Source organism: Rheinheimera sp. B2H12 (assembly GCF_059620065.1).
Genome location: NZ_CM184363.1, coordinates 2168007 through 2186523, shown reverse-complemented (window position 1 = coordinate 2186523; position 18517 = coordinate 2168007). Strand labels below are relative to the sequence as shown.

At 49.5% G+C, this 18517-nt stretch carries 12 protein-coding genes and 1 riboswitch; of the genes, 7 read left to right on the top strand and 5 right to left on the bottom strand.

Annotation, left to right across the window (positions count from 1 at the left end; all coding sequences use genetic code 11):
- The first annotated feature begins 76 nt into the window (after nucleotides 1–76).
- Nucleotides 77–919 carry an HDOD domain-containing protein gene (locus AC53GJ_RS09505; protein WP_496732442.1) on the top strand — a complete coding sequence of 281 codons (843 nt, stop codon included), beginning with the start codon at nucleotides 77–79 and terminating at the stop codon, nucleotides 917–919.
- 57 nt (nucleotides 920–976) lie between these two features.
- Here the strand turns inward: AC53GJ_RS09505 and lysC are convergent, their stop codons facing one another.
- Nucleotides 977–2371, bottom strand: coding sequence for a lysine-sensitive aspartokinase 3 (gene lysC, locus AC53GJ_RS09500; protein ID WP_496732441.1), 1395 nt, complete (start codon nucleotides 2369–2371; stop codon nucleotides 977–979).
- 109 nt (nucleotides 2372–2480) lie between these two features.
- A riboswitch (Lysine riboswitch) is annotated at nucleotides 2481–2652 on the bottom strand.
- 147 nt (nucleotides 2653–2799) lie between these two features.
- The gene (gene nhaD, locus AC53GJ_RS09495) at nucleotides 2800–4047 is read right to left on the bottom strand and encodes a sodium:proton antiporter NhaD (RefSeq protein WP_496732440.1); all 1248 of its coding nucleotides are present in this window, start codon (nucleotides 4045–4047) and stop codon (nucleotides 2800–2802) included.
- Nucleotides 4048–4186: 139 nt separating this feature from the next.
- Here nhaD and AC53GJ_RS09490 point away from each other — a divergent pair, with 139 nt between their 5' ends.
- From AC53GJ_RS09490 to tamB, 5 genes are all read left to right on the top strand, one after another.
- Nucleotides 4187–5431: an MksB family condensin complex protein gene (locus AC53GJ_RS09490; RefSeq protein ID WP_496732439.1), complete on the top strand. Its 1245-nt coding sequence runs from the start codon at nucleotides 4187–4189 to the stop codon at nucleotides 5429–5431.
- A 3-nt stretch (nucleotides 5432–5434) separates the two neighbouring features.
- On the top strand, nucleotides 5435–6004 hold the full coding sequence (locus tag AC53GJ_RS09485; RefSeq protein ID WP_496732438.1) for a condensin complex protein MksE: 570 nt from the start codon (nucleotides 5435–5437) through the stop codon (nucleotides 6002–6004).
- Complete coding sequence (locus AC53GJ_RS09480; RefSeq protein WP_496732437.1) at nucleotides 5997–8876, top strand: Mks condensin complex protein MksF; 2880 nt, start codon at nucleotides 5997–5999, stop codon at nucleotides 8874–8876. The genes AC53GJ_RS09485 and AC53GJ_RS09480 overlap by 8 nt, the downstream gene beginning before the upstream one ends.
- Before the next feature lie 181 nt (nucleotides 8877–9057).
- Complete coding sequence (gene tamA, locus AC53GJ_RS09475; protein WP_496732436.1) at nucleotides 9058–10803, top strand: autotransporter assembly complex protein TamA; 1746 nt, start codon at nucleotides 9058–9060, stop codon at nucleotides 10801–10803.
- Nucleotides 10800–14642 carry an autotransporter assembly complex protein TamB gene (gene tamB / locus AC53GJ_RS09470; protein ID WP_496732435.1) on the top strand — a complete coding sequence of 1281 codons (3843 nt, stop codon included), beginning with the start codon at nucleotides 10800–10802 and terminating at the stop codon, nucleotides 14640–14642. The genes tamA and tamB overlap by 4 nt, the downstream gene beginning before the upstream one ends.
- A gap of 43 nt (nucleotides 14643–14685) precedes the next feature.
- On the opposite strand, the gene AC53GJ_RS09465 is transcribed toward tamB, so the two are convergent.
- Complete coding sequence (locus AC53GJ_RS09465) at nucleotides 14686–15480, bottom strand: methyltransferase (protein ID WP_496732434.1); 795 nt, start codon at nucleotides 15478–15480, stop codon at nucleotides 14686–14688.
- 67 nt (nucleotides 15481–15547) lie between these two features.
- On the opposite strand from AC53GJ_RS09465, the gene AC53GJ_RS09460 reads away from it, so the two are divergent.
- Nucleotides 15548–16357 (top strand): ElyC/SanA/YdcF family protein, encoded by an 810-nt coding sequence (locus tag AC53GJ_RS09460; protein WP_496732433.1) that lies wholly within the window; start codon nucleotides 15548–15550, stop codon nucleotides 16355–16357.
- Between the two features lies 1 nt (nucleotide 16358).
- Here AC53GJ_RS09460 and AC53GJ_RS09455 read toward each other — a convergent pair whose 3' ends face one another.
- Nucleotides 16359–17129 carry a Nif3-like dinuclear metal center hexameric protein gene (locus tag AC53GJ_RS09455; RefSeq protein WP_496732432.1) on the bottom strand — a complete coding sequence of 257 codons (771 nt, stop codon included), beginning with the start codon at nucleotides 17127–17129 and terminating at the stop codon, nucleotides 16359–16361.
- Nucleotides 17122–18399, bottom strand: coding sequence for a glycosyltransferase (locus AC53GJ_RS09450; protein ID WP_496732431.1), 1278 nt, complete (start codon nucleotides 18397–18399; stop codon nucleotides 17122–17124). The genes AC53GJ_RS09455 and AC53GJ_RS09450 overlap by 8 nt, the downstream gene beginning before the upstream one ends.
- Nucleotides 18400–18517 lie beyond the last annotated feature (118 nt).

The following is an 18517-nucleotide window of genomic DNA, read 5'->3' as shown; positions in this document are numbered from 1 at the left end:
AAGTTTCAGAGAATGGACAATACTCAAATTGTTGCTAAATACCAACAATGACAACAAGCTGTTACAGGGTTCTAATATGACTGCGCAAAATGCCTTACTCACAATCTTAATTGAAAAAATCCGTACCGATACACTGGTGTTACCTAGCCTTCCGGAAATTGCATTAAAAATCAGAAAATTAGCCGATGATCCCAATGTTAATCTCAATCAAATGTCGGAAATGATCTCGCATGATCCGGCCTTATCGGCTCGCATCATGAAAATAGCCAATAGCGCCTTTGTTGGCCGTGGTGTGCACGTCAACACCATGCATCAGGCAACCACCCGGATTGGCTTACGTTATATTAAGAACGTCGTGACAGCGATGGCAATGGAACAACTCTTTGTTTCTAAAACGCCCTTTATCAAAGCGCAAATGGCTCACGTCTGGTCTGAAACACTGGAAATCACTGCTTTTGCTCTGACCACTATGCAACAATACAATGCCAATTTTAAACATACCGCAGTGAATTTCGATACACTGACACTGGCAGGTTTGGTGCATAATATCGGCGCATTACCTATCCTGACTGAAGCCGAAAAACATCATGATATTTTTGGTGAAGAAGGTTTTATACAGCAAGCCATTGCGTCAATGTCATCCAAAATTGGCGGGACTATCCTGCGGTCCTGGGGATTTAATGAAGAGTTGATTGAAGTCGCAGAACAATGGCATACCAGTACTTATCAGCCAAAACATCCTTCTTATCTGGATTTCATCCGGATCGCAGCCATCAAGCACGGTCATTTTAATGCAGAAGGTGACGAAAACAGCTTATATCAACCCTATATTGAGGCAGGTTTAATCAGTTCAACTGAGTTTTATCAAACCGCGGAATTTAAAACCTTATTTAATGAAATCAAACAGCTTTTTGTCTAACTTGCATCCTTAAAACGCTGGCTGGCAGCATTGCATTACTGCCAGCCAGTGCCAGACTCAGAATAACGCCTGATGTAATTCTTTCACTACAACCGCCGCTTCCTGATCCCGCACCAGGAAACATAAATTATGCCGGCTGGCACCATGACAAATCAGCCGCATATTAATTTTCTCCAATGCCTGAAATAATGATCCAGTCACGCCACGGGTACTGTGCAAATGATTGCCAATCACTGCAATCAGACTTAAATCCTGCTCCACTGTAACTTCGGAAAATGCGGTTAACTCGGCCAGCGCAGGTTCAATCGACTGACTAAAAGCACTGCCCGGCGCGTCATCCAGCGTCAGAGCAACACTAATTTCTGAGGTTGTAACCAGATCCACCGAAATCTGATGCCGGCTCAGGATATCAAACACCCGTGCCAGGAAACCAGCAGCGTGCAGCATGGCCGGACTTTTGACCGTGATCAGGGTCTGGGCTTTACGCAAGGCAATAGCCCGATAAGAAGGCTTGGTATCGACATGCTTGGAAATCCAGGTGCCCCCCGCATGAGGCTCGCGGCTGGAACCAACAAACACCGGGATGTTCTGCCGCATGGCAGGGATCAAGGTAGCCGGATGCAACACTTTAGCGCCAAAAGTGGCCATCTCGGCCGCTTCATCAAAGCTGATTTCCGGGATACAGCGCGCCTGATCCGTCAAGCGTGGATCTGTGGTAAAAATGCCGACCACATCGGTCCAGATTTGCACCACACGAGCGCCAATGGCTTCTCCTAAAATTGCCGCGCTGTAATCGGAACCGCCACGGCCAAGCGTGGTGGTTTGCCCCTGCGCATCTGCGCCAATAAAACCTTGCGTTACAATCAACTGCTGATGCAACAGTGGCAGCAGGTACTGTGCAGTCAAAGCTGCAATATCGCCAATTTTGGGCTCCCCTTTGCCAAATCGACTGTCAGTGCGCATCACCCGGCGTACATCAAAACTACTGACTGCCGCCCCCCGCTCTGCCAGCACCTGAGCAAACAACACTGAGCTTAATCTTTCACCAAAGGATTGCAGTAAATCTTTTTCCGCCGCGCTGTAACTACGCTCAGCATTGACCAGGGTTTTGAGTTCCAACAGCAGTTGTTCAATGGCAGCGCCAACCAGCGCTTGTTGTTGCAACTGCTGCAATACCGCGTAAGTAATTCGTTCAACACCGGCGTAAGCAAGTAAACGCGCTGCCGGTTCTTGTTGACGGGTGATGTCGACCAGTAAATTCGTCACGCCAGAACTGGCACTGACGACCACCAGCCGGATGCTGGGATCGGCCAAGACAATATCGGCACAACGCGACATGGCGGCAAAATCAGCCACACTGGTGCCACCAAATTTAGCCACTATCATGGCTGCAGATGAGATGGAAGATAACTGGCCCATTGAGCTTTGGGAAACTGAACTGAGATTTGACAAGGTTTCTCTCCTTATAAAAAACATAAGCAGAGCATGGCTTTTGCAGCGCAACAATCAGATACAGCAGGCGAAATAACTTCCGCAGTTGCTGTCTACTTGCAGACGAACAAAGGCCAGAAGCTCTCCACCGGGTTTCAGGTGACAGTCGCAGGGATTCAGCCCTTTTGACCGAACCTGACTGTGCTATGCAGTCAGGCTCTCGGCATTCATCCCCCTCATTCAGTGTACGGTGTATAGCCACCTGTGCTGAACTACCTGGTGAACGCTCCTCTTCTGGTCTATCAGATATGATTGACGCGGCTAAGATACGCGACTTTTTTCCAAAAGGCAACAGCCTTTTAGATGGCTGTTGCAGCAATATATTGAATCTTTGTGTATAAAAAAACGCCGCAAACTTTGCGGCGCGTCTTCATCGTCATGCTCAAGCGTTAACCGAGGACGGTATGTCCGACAAAATAAACACCAGCATAACCTAAGCTGTATGAGAACAGCAGGTAACCAGCCATTTTAAAATAGCTACCAAAGGTCAATTCTTTCACTTTGCTCATCGCGATAATACCCGCAGCAGAACCAATGATCAGGATGGAGCCGCCAACGCCTGTCGCATAGGTCAGCAATAACCATTCCGCAGCAGTCATACCTAAATCAGCTTTTAACAGCGCGGCTGTTAATGGAACGTTGTCAATTAAAGACGACGCCAATCCCATCAGGTAGTTTGCTTCAAGTGGTGGCAACACTATGTACAAGTTAGTGAAGTTATTCAGGAAACCGATCTCTTTTAAAATACCGACCAACAACAACACACCCAAGAAGAACAGCAGTGTTTCAAACTCGACTTCACGGACGTAGTTCAAAATACTTTGGGTTGCTTTTTTACGCAGCAAATATTGTGCGCTTAGGAACATGATACCCAAGCCAAACAGGAAGGTCAGTACTGGTGGAATTTGGAACAGAATATTGAATAATAAAGTTGAACCAATGGTTGCAGCAAAAATAGCGGCAATAATGGCATCCGCTTTTTCAATTGGCTTGGTCGATTTCTCAATTTTAATACGGTCATTCATGCCGCGAGACAGTAAAATGGCCAGCACAGCAACAGCGAAAAATGCAGGAATAACCAACAACAATAAATTGGCAATAGTGACTTTACCCGCCAAGAAGAACATCAAGGTCGTCACATCACCCGTGATCAGCGAAACACCGCCACTATTGACTGCAAAGATAATCAGCGTTGCGTATTTGATGCGTTTTTTCACATCCATCTTTAAGCTGGCAATGACAGCAATGGACACCAGAGTTGCGGTGACGTTATCGGCAAAAGATGAAAACACAAAGGAAAATGCAGCAATGATAAACATCAGCCGCCGCTCAGATAATTCATTCGGCAACATCCGTTGCACCATCTGGGCAATAAAGCCTTTACTGTTGAGATAAGCAACAAAAGTCATAGTCGACATTAAAAATAGCCATAAAGTGGCTATTTCTAGCAGGTTATGGTTAAGTTGTTCACTGACTTCGGCACTTGTAGCGCCGTGCATTGGGAAGATAAAGGCTAAAATCCAGCACAGAGTACCGAAAAAAAGTGTCGTTTTTGCCTTGTTTACGTGGATAATATCCTCTATAACGATCAGCACAAATGCAAGGGCCACTAAGCCCAGTATTACCGTACTTAACATAAAATTCACCAGCTTATATGAGTGGAAGTGAGATATATTGGCGGGGCGGCATTCTACCACCGTCAGACTGTCAGCACTACCCGCCACTGGTGATACATTGGTCTATATCAGCTAAATATTACTAAAAAGTTACCATTTCATGCTATCAGCAAAAAAAATAATCAAATGCCTCGATGATCATTGGCCTGTACTAAGCACGCTGGTCGGTCGCAGTCAGCTCGGCAGTTTCAGTTTTCAGGACGTGCAAGCCCTGTTGCAACGTAACAATCCTGGGCTTAGCAGCGAGCAGGTGTTCCGGGAAGCTCAACGCCTGTTACAACATGAGGTGTTGATCCCATTGGCAAAATCCAGTCAGTTAGAACTGAACCGGGCGGTGCTGGAGTTTATTCAATTCCTCACGCAGGAACATCAATTGGGCACTGTTGGTGATATTCAGAGCCGGATTGAAGATTTAGACCGGCTGCGGCAAAAGCTGAAACTGGCTGCTGACAGCAAAGATGTCAGCGAAATGCGTCGTTTTATCCGGCTGATGGATGAACGGGTGCGGGAAGTAGTGAAACATTTTCGTAAAAATGAAAGTGCCATCCTGCACCTGGTCGAACAGGCGAAAGCCGATGAAGCCAAACTCAGCCTGGCCAAAAGATATAGTGCCGTAATGGAAGCTTTTGATGAGTACATCGAGCCTGTACTGCAAATGATTGATATCAATGGCCCGTTTCAGCATAGTATGCAGGCACTTGAACTGGTGCTGAGCGAGCTGATCCTGCAGATTGAACAAACCGGCTTTTTGCAATCGGAAAAAGAACCGCTGGTGCAACTGCGTACCCGCTTACTCGATATGAACCAAATTGGCCGTGAGTCTCTCATTCGCAGCACCGATGTGCTGATGCCGCTGCGAGAAGAGCTGCGCAAAAACACGCTGATTTCGCGCAATGCCAGTGCTTTATTAGCGCTTTTGCGCAAAAAAGGCCTGGAGCCGACCATGGAGCTTTTCGCCCCTAAATTCAGTTCAGATCATCAGAAGTTCAGCTTAGGCTCGGCCAACCAAATCACCAGCTATATGGCTGAACTGGTTGATTATCAGGATGAAGCTTATCAAATGCCTGAGCAGGTTGACCCGGGTGATAATGCCGCCATTCGGGTGCCAGAGCTGCAGGATGTGTTAAAATCAGCCCGCAGCCAAAAAGCCAACACCGATTTATCGCGCTGGCTGGCCAACAGTTATCCGCAGCTACCCGTTGATGAATTATTATTCATTTATCAGGAACTTAGCCGGGCGCCCACGCTCAAATTACAGCATCTTGAACAACGCCAGCAACTGGACGTCAACGGTTATCGGCTGACCTTACACCCTTTTGTCCCCACTGCAACTTCCGGAACTTAATGCATGCAGATCGAATTGGAACAATTAACCCAACTAGCTGAAATTCATAAAAAACTCAGCACTGGTTATCATATCAGCGAGCAGGACTTTGCACTGTGGCAGGAACTGGATCTCAACGAAAACGCTTACAGTGCCCTGTTCAGCGCGCTTGGCAATCAGCTCAAACGCGACAGCCGTGGTTATTTTCATTTTGACGTCGATGATGCCACCGTCAATATGGGTAAAATCTCCAGGTTATTTGCCCTGACCACTTATGCCCTGGTGGAATATTTTGCTGATCAGGGTCAGGACCCATTACGCGCCTTATTTGACGTCGAAATCAGCCACGAAATTCTGGCCAGCATTCTGCAGCAGCAATACCATTTATTTGAACAACTGGAAGTTTTTTCCGCCACCGACTTAAAACGCGAAGTGATGAACCGGATGTTACGTTATGGTTTTGCCAAGGCTCAGGGTGAACACTTTAAGTTACTGGCACCTATCTACCGTTATCTGGATGCCCTGATGGCGGTTGACCAACTGACCGATGTTTCCACCGACTCTGCCACAGCACAGGAGCAAGCCGATGTCTGAGTTATACGGCTTAACCAAGCTCGCTTTATTAAACACCGCAGGTTATGCCAAGTGCGTCATTCCACTGGATCATTCTGCCTCTATTTGCGCCCCGAACAACACCGGCAAAAGCTCGGTGATTAATGCCTTGCAATTTCCGCTGATCAACGACTTAAGGCTGACCGAATGGGACGGCCATGATCTGGATGAAACCCGCAAATTTTATTTTGGCACTGACCAAAGTTATATTCTGCTGGAAGCCAACCTGCCCAATGGTCCAGTCGTGATTGGGGTGGCTGGCCTGGGTAAAATTGCTGGTTATCACTACCAGTATTTTTGCTACAACGGCAAACTGGATTTAGCGCATTATTTGCTTAATAACAGCATTATCAAATACAACAAACTCGATCATCATCTGCGTCAGCTTGGTTTTGAGCCGCTGGAATTAAAGCCTTCCGAGCTAAACGCCATGCTGACCGGCGGCGCGACACCTTATGACAGCAAAATTAATTTACGCATGATCCCACTGACCAACGTCAGTGATGCACCTGTTTATAAAGACATTTTCCGTCGCATTCTGAACCTGCACCGCCTGACAGCCCAGGATGTGAAACGACTGTTATTGCCGGTGTTTGCCCGGCATTTAAGCGACCCTAAAGTCGACTTTTATACCGTTTGGCACAATGCTTTTGAAAAGGTGAATCGTGATCGGCGTGAATTAAAAGCATTGGAAAGTCAGCAACAAGCGGTCGAAGCGCTGGAACACCTGATTGATAACCGCGCTGTGCTCAAAGGTCGGTTGGCGGCTTATGCGCCAAAACTGGATCTGGCGCTGGTTGAATTTCAAAGTTATCTCGATGATCAGCAGGCTGAACTCGCCGGTAATCTTGAGGCGTTACAGCACGAAAAAAGCCAACTGGAAGAAAAACAACGTTTGTATGTTGGCCAAATCAAAGAGTTGTCCGGCCGTAAATTACAACTCAGCCAATGGTTCAGCGAATTTGATACGCTGGCACAACGCTTTAGCCTGACCAATTTACCAACCTTACAGTCTAATCTGGCCAATATCCGTCAAAGTTATGAATCACTCAGTCATAGCTTACAAGGCGCCGCCAACCTGAATCCGGTGACGCTGGCACATCAGCAGGCACAGGCGCAAAAGCAACTGAAAAGCTTAAAACTGCAGCTGAAAAACCTCGAATACAATTTGTATTCCAGATTAAGAGAAGATTTATCGCTGCCGGAAGTACAGCAACTGATCAAAGCGCTAAACCCGGATCTGTTGTCGTTATCCACCGCCAGTGGTGGTGATGTGCAGATCAATGACGACGATGCTTTTGCTGAGCAACTGAGTCAACTGGCGGATTGCTTCCGCCAGGGTAAACTCCACCTCAAAGGTGCTGTGATTGATTTAGCCCATCTATCGGCACCGGATATGACAGGTGTTGAAGGTAAAATTCAGTTAAAAGAACAAATTGAAGCACTGCAACTGACACTGGCAACGCTGGAACAGCAAGAAGAAGTGGCGCAGGATTTAGCCGGTAAAACCCGCGAAAAAGAACGTTTATACAGCGATATGCTGCAGGCGGAGGAAGACTTAAAACGTTTTGGCCGTTACGAACAAATGCTGGAACTACGCGATGCGCAGCAGGCATTGATCGACGAGCTGGAACGGGAAGAGGAAATTCTGCATGAACAACTGGCGCAAGTACAACAACGTGCCAGCAGTCTGTCCGATCGGCGCAATCTGGTCACCAACAAACAAGATCAGCTGAAACGACAACTGGAACGGATTGAGCACGAGAAAAAAGAGCGGATCGACTTCCAGCTTGATTTTTACAGTGGCAAAGTCACGCCCTACCCGATTGATATTGTTCTGGAATATGACAATCTGGCCGATGAGCTGCGCTCCTACAACAAGCATTGTCAGGAACTGAAACTACTGGAAATCAACGTTAAAAATACCTATCTGTTTATTTTTAACGCCGGCATCAGTAAATTTGAAGCCGAGACTGATGAAGATGCTAAATACCAAAAACTGATCCAAGCGTTCCATCATCTGGATAAAGAGCGCGAAGCCATTGAACGCCGGGCCAGAGTTGCGCTGACGGAAGTCGCGTCCACCCTGAAGGGATTACGTTCTGATTTAGACCGCCTGCACCGTGAACTGAATAGCTTTAACCGCGGCATCTGGCGGCATCAGATCTCGAACTTGCAGGATTTTAAAATTGAAATTGTTGACCGGAAATTGCTGGTTGGCCATATTGATACCATTCTGACCACGTCCGATGCTTATCAGCAAGGCGATACGCTGGATTTACTGGCACCTGGTGTCACCACGGACGAACGTGAAATTAATGCCGCCAAAGATTACCTGATCCAGGCCGCCAGCGATAAAGCCGGTCTGACACTGTCAGATTTATTTGATATCCGCTTTAAAGTGGTCAATCGCGCCGGTGATGTGGAATATTTCGACAAAATCGATTCAGCTGGCTCGAACGGTACCCGCATCACCATTAAATTGTTGTGCGGCATGCTGTTTATTCGCCAGTTACTGGCAGAGCGCGAGCGCGGTAAATACCGGATCCCGATTTATATTGACGAAGCCGCCGATATCGATCCGCATAACCAGCAGGCGCTGATTGAAACCGCGCTGAACTTTGGCTTTGTACCCATTTTTGCCTCAGTTAAGCCACAAACCAGTTGCCGTTATATTGTGCCAATCCGCACCGTTAAAAATGGCGCCCAAAACTGGGTTGATGAAAAAGACTGGATTATCTGCGAGCAAATCAGTCAGTTGGATGAATTGTTGCAACAAGCAGCAGTATCTGACCTGACGGCTACCCCAGCGGCAACGGACAACGAGTCCACGCTACCGGCGACAAACTTGTAATCAGTACAAATGAGCCACAAAACGGCCAGTTCAGCGTCGTTTTGTGGTCGGCTGACGCAGACTCAGTCTGCGTTCAGTTTCGACTGTTAAGCTTTGCCGGCTTTGAAAAACAACAGCTTGCCTCTATACTTCTGACTCAGTCAGCAAGTGCTGTCAGCTTGTTTGCGGCACTGATGTTATTGTGCTTTTCCAGGGAGTGGCTGTTATCCGTATTTTGACCTTGTGCCTGTTGCTACTAAGCTTCGTCTATTGTGGCGCGCTGAAAGCTGCCAATCGAATAACGCTTAGCGGTGTCACCGGTGAGCGCAAAGAAAACATTGAGCTTTATCTGGCGGACATCAGTCCGGCGGAAATTAATCATTCGGCCCGCTTTAAGAACCGTGTCAGTCGCGATATTAAACAGGCACTGCGCGGCCTTGGTTATTATCAGGTGGTGGTTGATTTCATTGATGAACGCAAAGGCAAAGACTATATCCTGCATGCCAAAATTACCGCCAATAAATATGTTTATATTCAGACCAACGACTTACGTATGATTGGCGAAGCGGCCAATGACACCCAGTTTTTACAATTGCTGAAAAACGCGGCGCCGAAAAAAGGCGAGCGGATGCATCACGGCAAGTATGAAAACTTCAAAAAAGAATTGCTGAGCCTGGCCAACCGCAAAGGTTTTTTTGATGCCAAATTCGAACGCAGCCAGTTATACGTCCGGCCAGGTGATCGACGCGGTACTGTGAAATTGTATTTTAATAGCGGCGTCAGATACCGCTTTGGCAAGATTGATTTTAGCGGCTCGCAGATCCGCAAAGCAAGGCTTGGCAGTTTACTGACCTTTCGCAGTAAAGATCATTATTCAGCACGCTTATTGGGTGAGCTGAATCAGGCGCTGGCCAGTACCAGTTGGTTTGCTGGTATCAATATGAATGCCGATGTCGAAAATCGCCATGACGGCCTGGTGGATTTAACCGTTGAACTGACACCAGCAGTGCGTAATGTGCTGGAAACCGGTATCGGTTTTGCCACAGATATTGGCCCCAGAGTGAAAACTAAATGGGAAAAACCCTGGCTCAATGACCGTGGCCACAGTCTGCTGACCGATTTATCCTTGTCTGGTCCAGAACAAAGTTTTGAAAGTCGCTATAAAATGCCGCTACGCAATGTCAGCCATGACTATTACCAGTTTGTGCTGGGTTTTAAAAATCTGGACGAGAACAGCACCAATACCCGCAGTAAAGAGCTCAACCTGGTGGCAGAGCGCAACTGGCTGCTCGCCAATGGCTGGACCCGTAACGCCTCTATTCGCTGGTTATATGAAGACTTTATTCAGGCGGAACAGGACGATCAGGCCAATCTGATTTTGCCGGGTCTGAGCCTGAGCAAAGGCACTGACAGCGGTGGTAGTATGCCGATGCAAGCCGATTATTATTTGCTGGCGATGGAAGTGGCCGATCAGAGCTGGGGCTCTGACACCGACTTTATCCGACTGCGTGGCCGGGCGGGCTGGATTGGCAGTTGGTCGGTTGATCAGCGCTGGTTAGTGAGGTTAGATGCCGGCACTATATTGCAGGAAGAAGTGCTGAACATTCCGCCGTCTTTACGTTTTTTTGCTGGTGGCGACAATAGTTTACGCGGTTATCGTTATCGCAACGTGGCACCGACCGATGATAAACAGCAATTCATTGGCGGCACCAGACTGGCAACCCTCAACCTGGAATATCAATATCGAGTGCAAGGTGACTGGTGGCTGGCGTTATTTACCGACTATGGCAGTGCCTGGAATGACAAGCCTGACTGGAAACAAAGTGTCGGTGCCGGTGTGCGCTGGGCCTCGCCTATTGGGGCAGTCCGGCTGGACTTAGGGGTGGCTCTGGATAGTGAACCCAAACGCGAATTCCGTCTTCACTTTACGCTGGGACCTGAATTATGAAGTTTATCTGGTATCGGCTGAAAACCCCATTATTCAGTATCTTGGCATTGCTGCTGATTACATTGGCGGTGCTGGGCACCAATCTATCGTTGTTATTGGTTCAGCAGTTGGCGCCAGCTTTGGTGCCTGGCCTGCAGATTGGCAGCATTGACGGTAATTTATGGCAAGGTTTTCAGATCCGGCAACTGTCCTATCAACAGGCGGATATTGAGCTAAAAGCCGGCAGTCTCAGCAGTCAGTTGGACTGGCGCTGCCTGCAACGCGGCGAGCTTTGTTTAGGTCATCTGTACCTGCAAGATCTGCAGCTACAACAACAGCCACTGAGCGCCAGTCCGCCAACCAAAGGCCAAGCGGCAACAGCTGGCGAGCCCGGTCCTGCTGCTCAATCTGCCGCAGTTGCCACTGCTGTTGTTGACAAGGCAATGGTGGAGAAGGCAATTGTCGAGACGCCACAACCAGCAGCACAGACAGCAGGTTTACTGCTGCAAGCCCCTTTGCCAATCCAAATTAACGATATTCAGTTAAAAAACATCCAGGTTCAGTTGCCGCAACTGCAACTGGTGCTGGCCACAGGCAATAGCAGCCTCAACTGGCGGGCTGATCTGCTGCAACTTGGGGATAGCAGCTTTGATCAGCTACAGCTGCAACTGGCGGCCACAGCACAAACTGAAGCTACAACCGAGCAACTGCAGCTACCCGAACTGGCCAAGCTGCAACTGCCGCTGTGGTTAAAATTATCTGCCTTACAACTGAGTCGCAGCAGCCTGCAATTGCCTGGGCAAGCTGCCATTGAGCTGAAGCAATTGCAACTGGCGGCCAGCCTGAGTCCGACGCTATGGCAACTGCAGCTGGACAACCTGCAACTGAGCCAGCCTGAACTGCAGTTACAAGCACAGCTGCAATTGCAGCCCGATGCCGCGACAGCGCAACAAGGGTTTCTCGGTGCGCAGGCAAGTCTGCAAGCCAGCATTGAGGGTAGTGCAGCTGGTTATCTGCCACAACAACAGCTGGCGGTGAAACTGCAAGGTCCTTTATCAGCGCTGGTTTTGCAACTGGCACTGACGGGGCAACAACAAGCCAGCTTAACGGGCACCATCAACCTCAACCGGGCTCAGCTCCCCCTTTCGCTCCAACTGCAAAGCGACTTATTGTCTTGGCCATTGCAACAACCCCGCTATCAGGCCAGCAATGTGCGGCTGACAGTCACAGGCGATTTAAGCCAACTGCAGCTCAGCGGAGGTTTAAATAGTCAACTGCCTGATTTGCCCAACAGCAAGCTGGAATTTGCCCTGAATTATCAACAAGCCAGCCAACAACTGGACGTGCAGCAACTGCTGATCCAAACCCTGGGTGGTGAGCTTCGGGCCAGCGGCAGTTACCAACATGCAACTTCGCAACTCGCCAGCAAAGTCGAACTGAAACAGCTGCAACCCGGCTTATTTTGGGTCGATTATCCGGGCAGCCTCAGTGGCAAACTTGAACTGAACGCCAGTTTACAGCCCGAGCTCAGGCTGGATCTGCCACTGCTGCAACTGCACGGCACACTGCGGGATTTACCACTGCAGTTGACGGGCCAACTCGCACTGCAACAACAACAGCAACATTACCAATTACAAACCACAGGTCTGACATTGCAGCATGGGCCAAACCAGTTGCAACTGACAGGTTCGCTGGCTGAGCAATGGCAGTCAAAACTACAACTGACAGTGACCGATCTGTCGCAATCGCTGCCACAATCCGAAGGTCAGATCCATGGCAGCATAGTGCTGACCGGGGCTGCGGCAACGCCAGATATTCAACTGTCAATCACAGGCAGTGCGCTGAATTATCTGGATGATTATTTGCTGGACAGTTTTAGTCTGCAAGGCCAGTTAAAGTCGCTGGGGCAACTGCCGAGCCAGCTGTCATTGCAGGTAGGCAAAGGCCAGGCTCCCGGCTTGCAATTGCAACAGTTGGACTGGCAACTGGCTGGTACCCTGCAATCGCATCAAAGTCATTTATTGCTGGAAAGCCATCAGTTACAGGCCGTGATTGCGACCGAAGGCCGCTGGCAACAGCAACAATGGCAAGCGACCTGGCAAGAAGTCAGGCTAAAATCTGACCTCGGGGATTGGAGTTTGCAGCAACCTCTGACCAGCCGCTGGTCCACTGCCAAAGCGACCCTGGATCTGACATCCTCCTGCTGGCGCGATTTGGCGGCAGAAATTTGTCTGGATGCAGTGACTGGACTGTCGGCGCAGCAAGGTCAGTTAGCGCTGCAACTGAACCAGTTTGAACTCAAAGCACTGGATGCATTACTGCCAGCCGAACAAAGTCTGGCCGGTCAGATCCAGGGCGATATGTTACTGCGCTGGCAGGCAGGAAAGGCTCCCACTGCCAAGCTGAACCTCAGCGGTGGGCAAGGCGTGCTCAGAGTGCAGAGTTATAGTCTGCTGGAAATCCCCTGGCAACAACTCAAGCTGCAACTGACGCTGGATGAAAAAGCACTGAGCAGTCAGCTCACAGTACAGCTGGCCACTGACAGTTCGGCCACGGTCAAGTTGCAACTGACCGATCTGCAGCACAGCGACAAAATGCTTGATGCCAGTGTGCAGTTGCAGCAATTTGATTTGGCTTTCCTCAAACCCTTGCTCAATGAATATACCCAGTTTGATGGCCTGATTGCTGCCGATATTCAGGCCAAAGGCCGCTTATCCAATCCGGCTTTGTACGGCCGTTTTGCGCTGGAACGCCTCACTCTGAGCGGTAAACAGGCGCCGGTTGAACTGCTGGAATCGAAACTGGAATTACTGCTCAATGGTTATCAGGCCACACTGGCGGGTCACTGGCAAACACCGCAGGGACCGCTGGCCTTAACAGGTCAGGCCAACTGGCTGGTAATGGCAAACTGGTTTGCCGAATTAAAACTCAAGGGCAATAATTTACAGCTGAATTTACCTGATACCCAACTTACCTTCAGCCCTGATCTGCAATTTAGCGCAGGTCCGGAGCGCGGCAATCTCAGCGGTAGCGTTACAGTGCCGGCGGGAAAAATTAAAGTCAATGATTTGCCCGAAAATGCCATTCGGGTGTCTGATGATGAAATTGTACTGGCTTCGTTGTCGGATGATCCGTCACCGTTACAACACTGGCAACTCAGTACTGACGTCCGGTTGTTATTAGGTGAAGATGTCAGGCTGGCTGCTTTTGGCTTAAATACCCGCTTGCAGGGCCAGTTGCGTTTACGCCAACAAGGGGCCTTGCCAGCTGTGCATGGTCAGGTCAATCTCATTAATGGGACTTTCCGGGCTTATGGCCAGGATCTGCAGATCAGAACAGGTAAACTCAGTTTTAATGGCCCGGTGGATCAACCCTTGATGGCGATTGAAGCTATTCGCAATCCGGAAAAAACCGAAGATGATGTGATAGCCGGTCTTAGAGTCAATGGTCTGGTCGACAATCCGGTGGTTGAAGTCTTCTCCACCCCGTCCAAGCCACAAGCCAACGCCCTGTCTTATCTGTTACTGGGCAGGGATATGAACAGCTCCGGTGGTGATAAATCCATGACCACAGGCCTCATCGGGCTTGGTATCGCCACCAGTGGTAATCTGGTAGGTCAGATAGGCAACGCTTTTGGCCTGCGCGAGCTCAGTCTGGATACCGCAGGCAGTGGTAATAATTCCAAGGTCACCGTCAGTGGTTATCTGTCGCCGCGGTTACAGGTCAAATACGGCGTCGGCATTTTTGACCAGTTTGGTGAATTCACTTTGCGTTATCGGCTGATGAGAAAACTCTATCTGGAAGCAGTGCGGGGGCTCAACAGTTCAGTAGATGTGCTGTATAAAGTTGAATTTGATTAACAGCAACGGCGCGGCTTGTTGTGGCAAACCGCGCCACTTGACGCTAGAGCGATGGATCGGCTGGTTTTTGTAATAATAAATGTTGATATCGACCCAGTGAAGCATAAGGCTCCAATCGGTTATAACGCAATTCGGTCTCGAGCAGTAACTCGAACTGCGTCTGTTGCTGACTGCGGTCGCGTAAATAATCATGGAAACAGCGCACACCAGTTTTACTCAGTTGCAGTAGTCCTTGTTGCTGACACCAGTGACTGACCTGAACGGGATTAAGCGGATGCTGCGGGCTTAAGCTGACTTTCTTTTTGTAGCTCAAATCCCGTAACACATAATTAAAATTGCCATAAATAATATTCGATAATCGTTTGGCATCGACATTGTAAAACATCAACGACAAGATACCACCTGGCGCCAGCAGGCTGGTCAACTGCGCAATTGCTTGCTCTGGATCAGCCAACCACTCAAGCACCGCGTGACACAACACCAGCGGATATTGTTGTTGCAACGCCGCCTCAGCAGCCAACTGTTGCAAACCTTGCTGACTAAAACTGACCTGCGCAGTTAAGCCCTGCTCAGCAGCACTTTGGGCCGCTATCGCCAGCATTTCGGCCGACACATCCGTCAGATGCACCTGATGGCCCTGCGCAGCAAGCCATAACGAAAGTTGTCCCTGCCCGGCCCCAATATCCAGCACTTGACTTGGTGTCGCCAACAAGGCAAGTTCAGCTAAATCCCGTTGTAATACCAACTGACGTAGCCGGCCTTTGCTGGTCTGATAAATATTCTGCTGAAATTTTGCCGCGATACTGTCAAAATTACGGTCTGATTTGGTTTTGCTCATTATCTTGTTACTTCATTATCATGGTTACTGCGGCTTTTGGCTGTATCACCGCTTCGGAGCTATTGATTTGCTGGACTTTGTCGCCAATTTTTCCCTCAAGCAGTTGCTCACGCCCCTGGTGTTGTTATGGCTGCTGGTTTTTTTACAACTGTGGCGCAGTTATCGCCAGCAACAAAAACTGCCGCGTCTGTCACTCTTACTCTGGCTTTGCTTTAGCGCCAGCAGTTGTAAACCGCTGATTGACCAGTTGGCGTTGCCACTGGAGCAATCCTATCCGGCCTTTAATCAACCGCAACTGCAACACAAGATCCAACATATTCTGGTGCTTGGCTGTAGCCATAGCAATCAGTCGGCGTTGCCACTGACCAGCCAATTGGCGCCCTGCTCGCTGGCCCGCATCAGCGAAGGCATCAGGCTTTGGCGACAGCAACCAACAGCGCAGCTGCACTTTAGCGGCCATCTGGCGGCAACGCAACAACAGCACAGCGAAATCGCCCGCCAGTTTGCGGTAGCAATGGGCGTGCCGGCTGGGCAAATAGTGCTGCATCCGGCGCCAGGCAATACTCGGCAAGAAGCACAGGCGCTGACGCAGGCTATTGGACAGGATAAAGCCGTCGTGGTCACTTCCGCCATGCATTTACCTCGGGCAATGCGCTGGTTTGCTTATTATGGTAGGCACAAAGGTGACAATTTATATGCCGCACCGACCCAACACAGCACCGCCAGTCGCGAGCCAGCGCCTTATCAGCTCAAAGACTGGCTGCCATCATTGATGGCGTTAGAGGCGCTGTATTATCTGCAGTATGAATATGTTGCGTTGCTGCAGCAACAATGGCAGCTTCAGACAGATGGGCCGCCCGCAGCTGTCAGTGATTGATTCAGGCTGGATTATCAATATCGATAAACTCAACCTCAATACCTGTCTGGCTGGCTAACCACTGGCCAAGCGCCTGCACGCCATAACGCTCGGTGGCGTGGTGGCCAGCGGCAATAAAATGGATCCCCAGTTCATCGGCCTGGTGAATGGTCTGCTCTGACACTTCACCACTAAAAAATAATTCAGCCCCTGCCGTCACAGCCTGGGGTAAGTAGCCTTGTCCGCCGCCACTGCACCAGGCAATGCGTCTGACCAAAGCCGGCGCTTGTGTACTTTGATGCAGCAACACAGTACGGCCGGTTAAGGTTTGCAACAATTCGGCAAATGCCGCTGGGCTGATGGCAGTTTCGGATTGCCCCTGCATCAACACCCCCAACGGCTCCACAGCAGCAACAGGCTGAACCTGCTGGAGCTTTAACAAAGCGCCTAATCTAGCATTGTTGCCATGCAACGGGTGCACATCCAACGGCAAATGATAGGCCAGCAGATTGATATCATGCTGCAACAAGGTTTGCAGCCGGCGTTTTTTCATGCCGGTCACCACCTCAGTTTCGCCTTTCCAGAAATAACCATGATGCACCAACACGGCGTCAGCCGCAGCGGCAATGGCAGCATCAAGCAATTTTTGCGAGGCGGTAACACCTGTAACGACCTTATGGATCAAAGATTTACCTTCGACCTGCAAACCATTCGGGCAATAATCCTTGATCCGGCTGCTGCCCAGTTCAGTGTCCAGCAACTGGCAAAGCGCCTGTCGAGTGATACTATTCATCCGGCTGTCCTTCTGCGATTTGTTGTTTTAAAGTGGCCAGTTGATGTTTGACTTCAATCCACTGACTCATAAATTTGGTGCTGCGAAATTGATGTAACCGCAGCATGGCGCTGATAAAATGGCGTTGCCGATGCGCTGGCAACTCTGCTCTGACCTGCTCCAGCTGTTGCCAGATGGCGGGCTGCAAGCTGGCTTTGGCAAATTTGTGTTGTAAGATCTGATAACCCAGTTGCTGTTTTTGCGACCATAAGACTGCATCCTGATATAACTGTACGGCAGCAGAGGCCAGCTCAGCCGAACTTTCCGCCACTAAACCACACCAGTGCCCATCCAGCGTCATGCCTTCGGCCCCGATAGCCGTGGTCACCGCTGGGGTGCCGGTTTGCATCGCATCAATAAATTTGCCTTTCAGCCCGGCACCAAAGGGTAATGGTGCCAGACAAACCCGGGCTTCGGCCAACACGGCGGCGGCGTCAGTTGCCCAGCCCTTGATATGAAAACCTTGTTTGGGCGCATGCAAGGCGGTGGCTTTGGGCGGCGGATAAGCACCATACAGATGCAGTTGGGCCTGTGGTAATGCTTGGCGGATCAGCGGCCAAATCTGTTGTTTCAACCAAAGCACACTTTGCCAGTTGGGTTCATGCCGGAAATTGCCAATACTGATAAAATGCTGCCGTTGTGCAAAGTCCAATACGCCTGCAGCAGCCTGCCAACGCAAAGGTTCGTCGAGTAAAAATGGGCAATAGACTAGTTGAGTTGCCGGAACCTGAAAATGTTGTTGCAGCAACTCCATCTCATAACTTGAGATGGTCAGAGTCAAATCACAACGAAATATGGCCGCCAATTCACGTAGTGCCAGTTCGGAATGTAAATCCGTCAGTTGCAAAGACCTGCCTGCTTGCCAGGCCTGTTGCCGGGCAGCACGCAGACAATGCAAATCTTCGCTGTCGAGCAAACGCAATGCATGCGGACAAACCGCTTCGACCCGCCAGCCAAATTGTTCTTCCAGCATAAAACGGTCAAATAACACCACATCCGGTTGCAATTGGCCAATCCAGTGATCAAATGCGCTGTCATTAATCGTCACTTCGACTTCTTCAATCTGCCAGTGAGCCAAATCAAAACGGTGTGGCCCGCGCTCAGCCGGACTGGCAAAAATAATACGCCAGCCTTGGTCACGATATAACTGGATCAGGCTTAGCATCCGTCTGCCAGCCGCAGAAGAATTGGGTTCCGGCCAGACATAACCCAGCACTATCAATAACGGCATTCTGAACTCCGGCAATCAAAACGGCATTCTACTCTGCCGTGCTTATTTGACAACAGACTGTCATCAGGCTGACGGAATTAAATGTTATTAGTGGTAAGATAAGAGCCAATTTTTTGTT

Excerpts from the sequence above, each read along its gene's own strand:
- AC53GJ_RS09505 (WP_496732442.1), top strand. The coding sequence starts at position 77 with ATGACTGCGCAAAATGCCTTACTCACAATCTTAATTGAAAAAATCCGT.
- nhaD (WP_496732440.1), bottom strand. The coding sequence starts at position 4,047 with ATGTTAAGTACGGTAATACTGGGCTTAGTGGCCCTTGCATTTGTGCTG.
- AC53GJ_RS09490 (WP_496732439.1), top strand. The coding sequence starts at position 4,187 with ATGCTATCAGCAAAAAAAATAATCAAATGCCTCGATGATCATTGGCCT.
- AC53GJ_RS09485 (WP_496732438.1), top strand. The coding sequence starts at position 5,435 with ATGCAGATCGAATTGGAACAATTAACCCAACTAGCTGAAATTCATAAA.
- AC53GJ_RS09480 (WP_496732437.1), top strand. The coding sequence starts at position 5,997 with ATGTCTGAGTTATACGGCTTAACCAAGCTCGCTTTATTAAACACCGCA.
- tamB (WP_496732435.1), top strand. The coding sequence starts at position 10,800 with ATGAAGTTTATCTGGTATCGGCTGAAAACCCCATTATTCAGTATCTTG.
- AC53GJ_RS09465 (WP_496732434.1), bottom strand. The coding sequence starts at position 15,480 with ATGAGCAAAACCAAATCAGACCGTAATTTTGACAGTATCGCGGCAAAA.
- AC53GJ_RS09455 (WP_496732432.1), bottom strand. The coding sequence starts at position 17,129 with ATGAATAGTATCACTCGACAGGCGCTTTGCCAGTTGCTGGACACTGAA.
- AC53GJ_RS09450 (WP_496732431.1), bottom strand. The coding sequence starts at position 18,399 with ATGCCGTTATTGATAGTGCTGGGTTATGTCTGGCCGGAACCCAATTCT.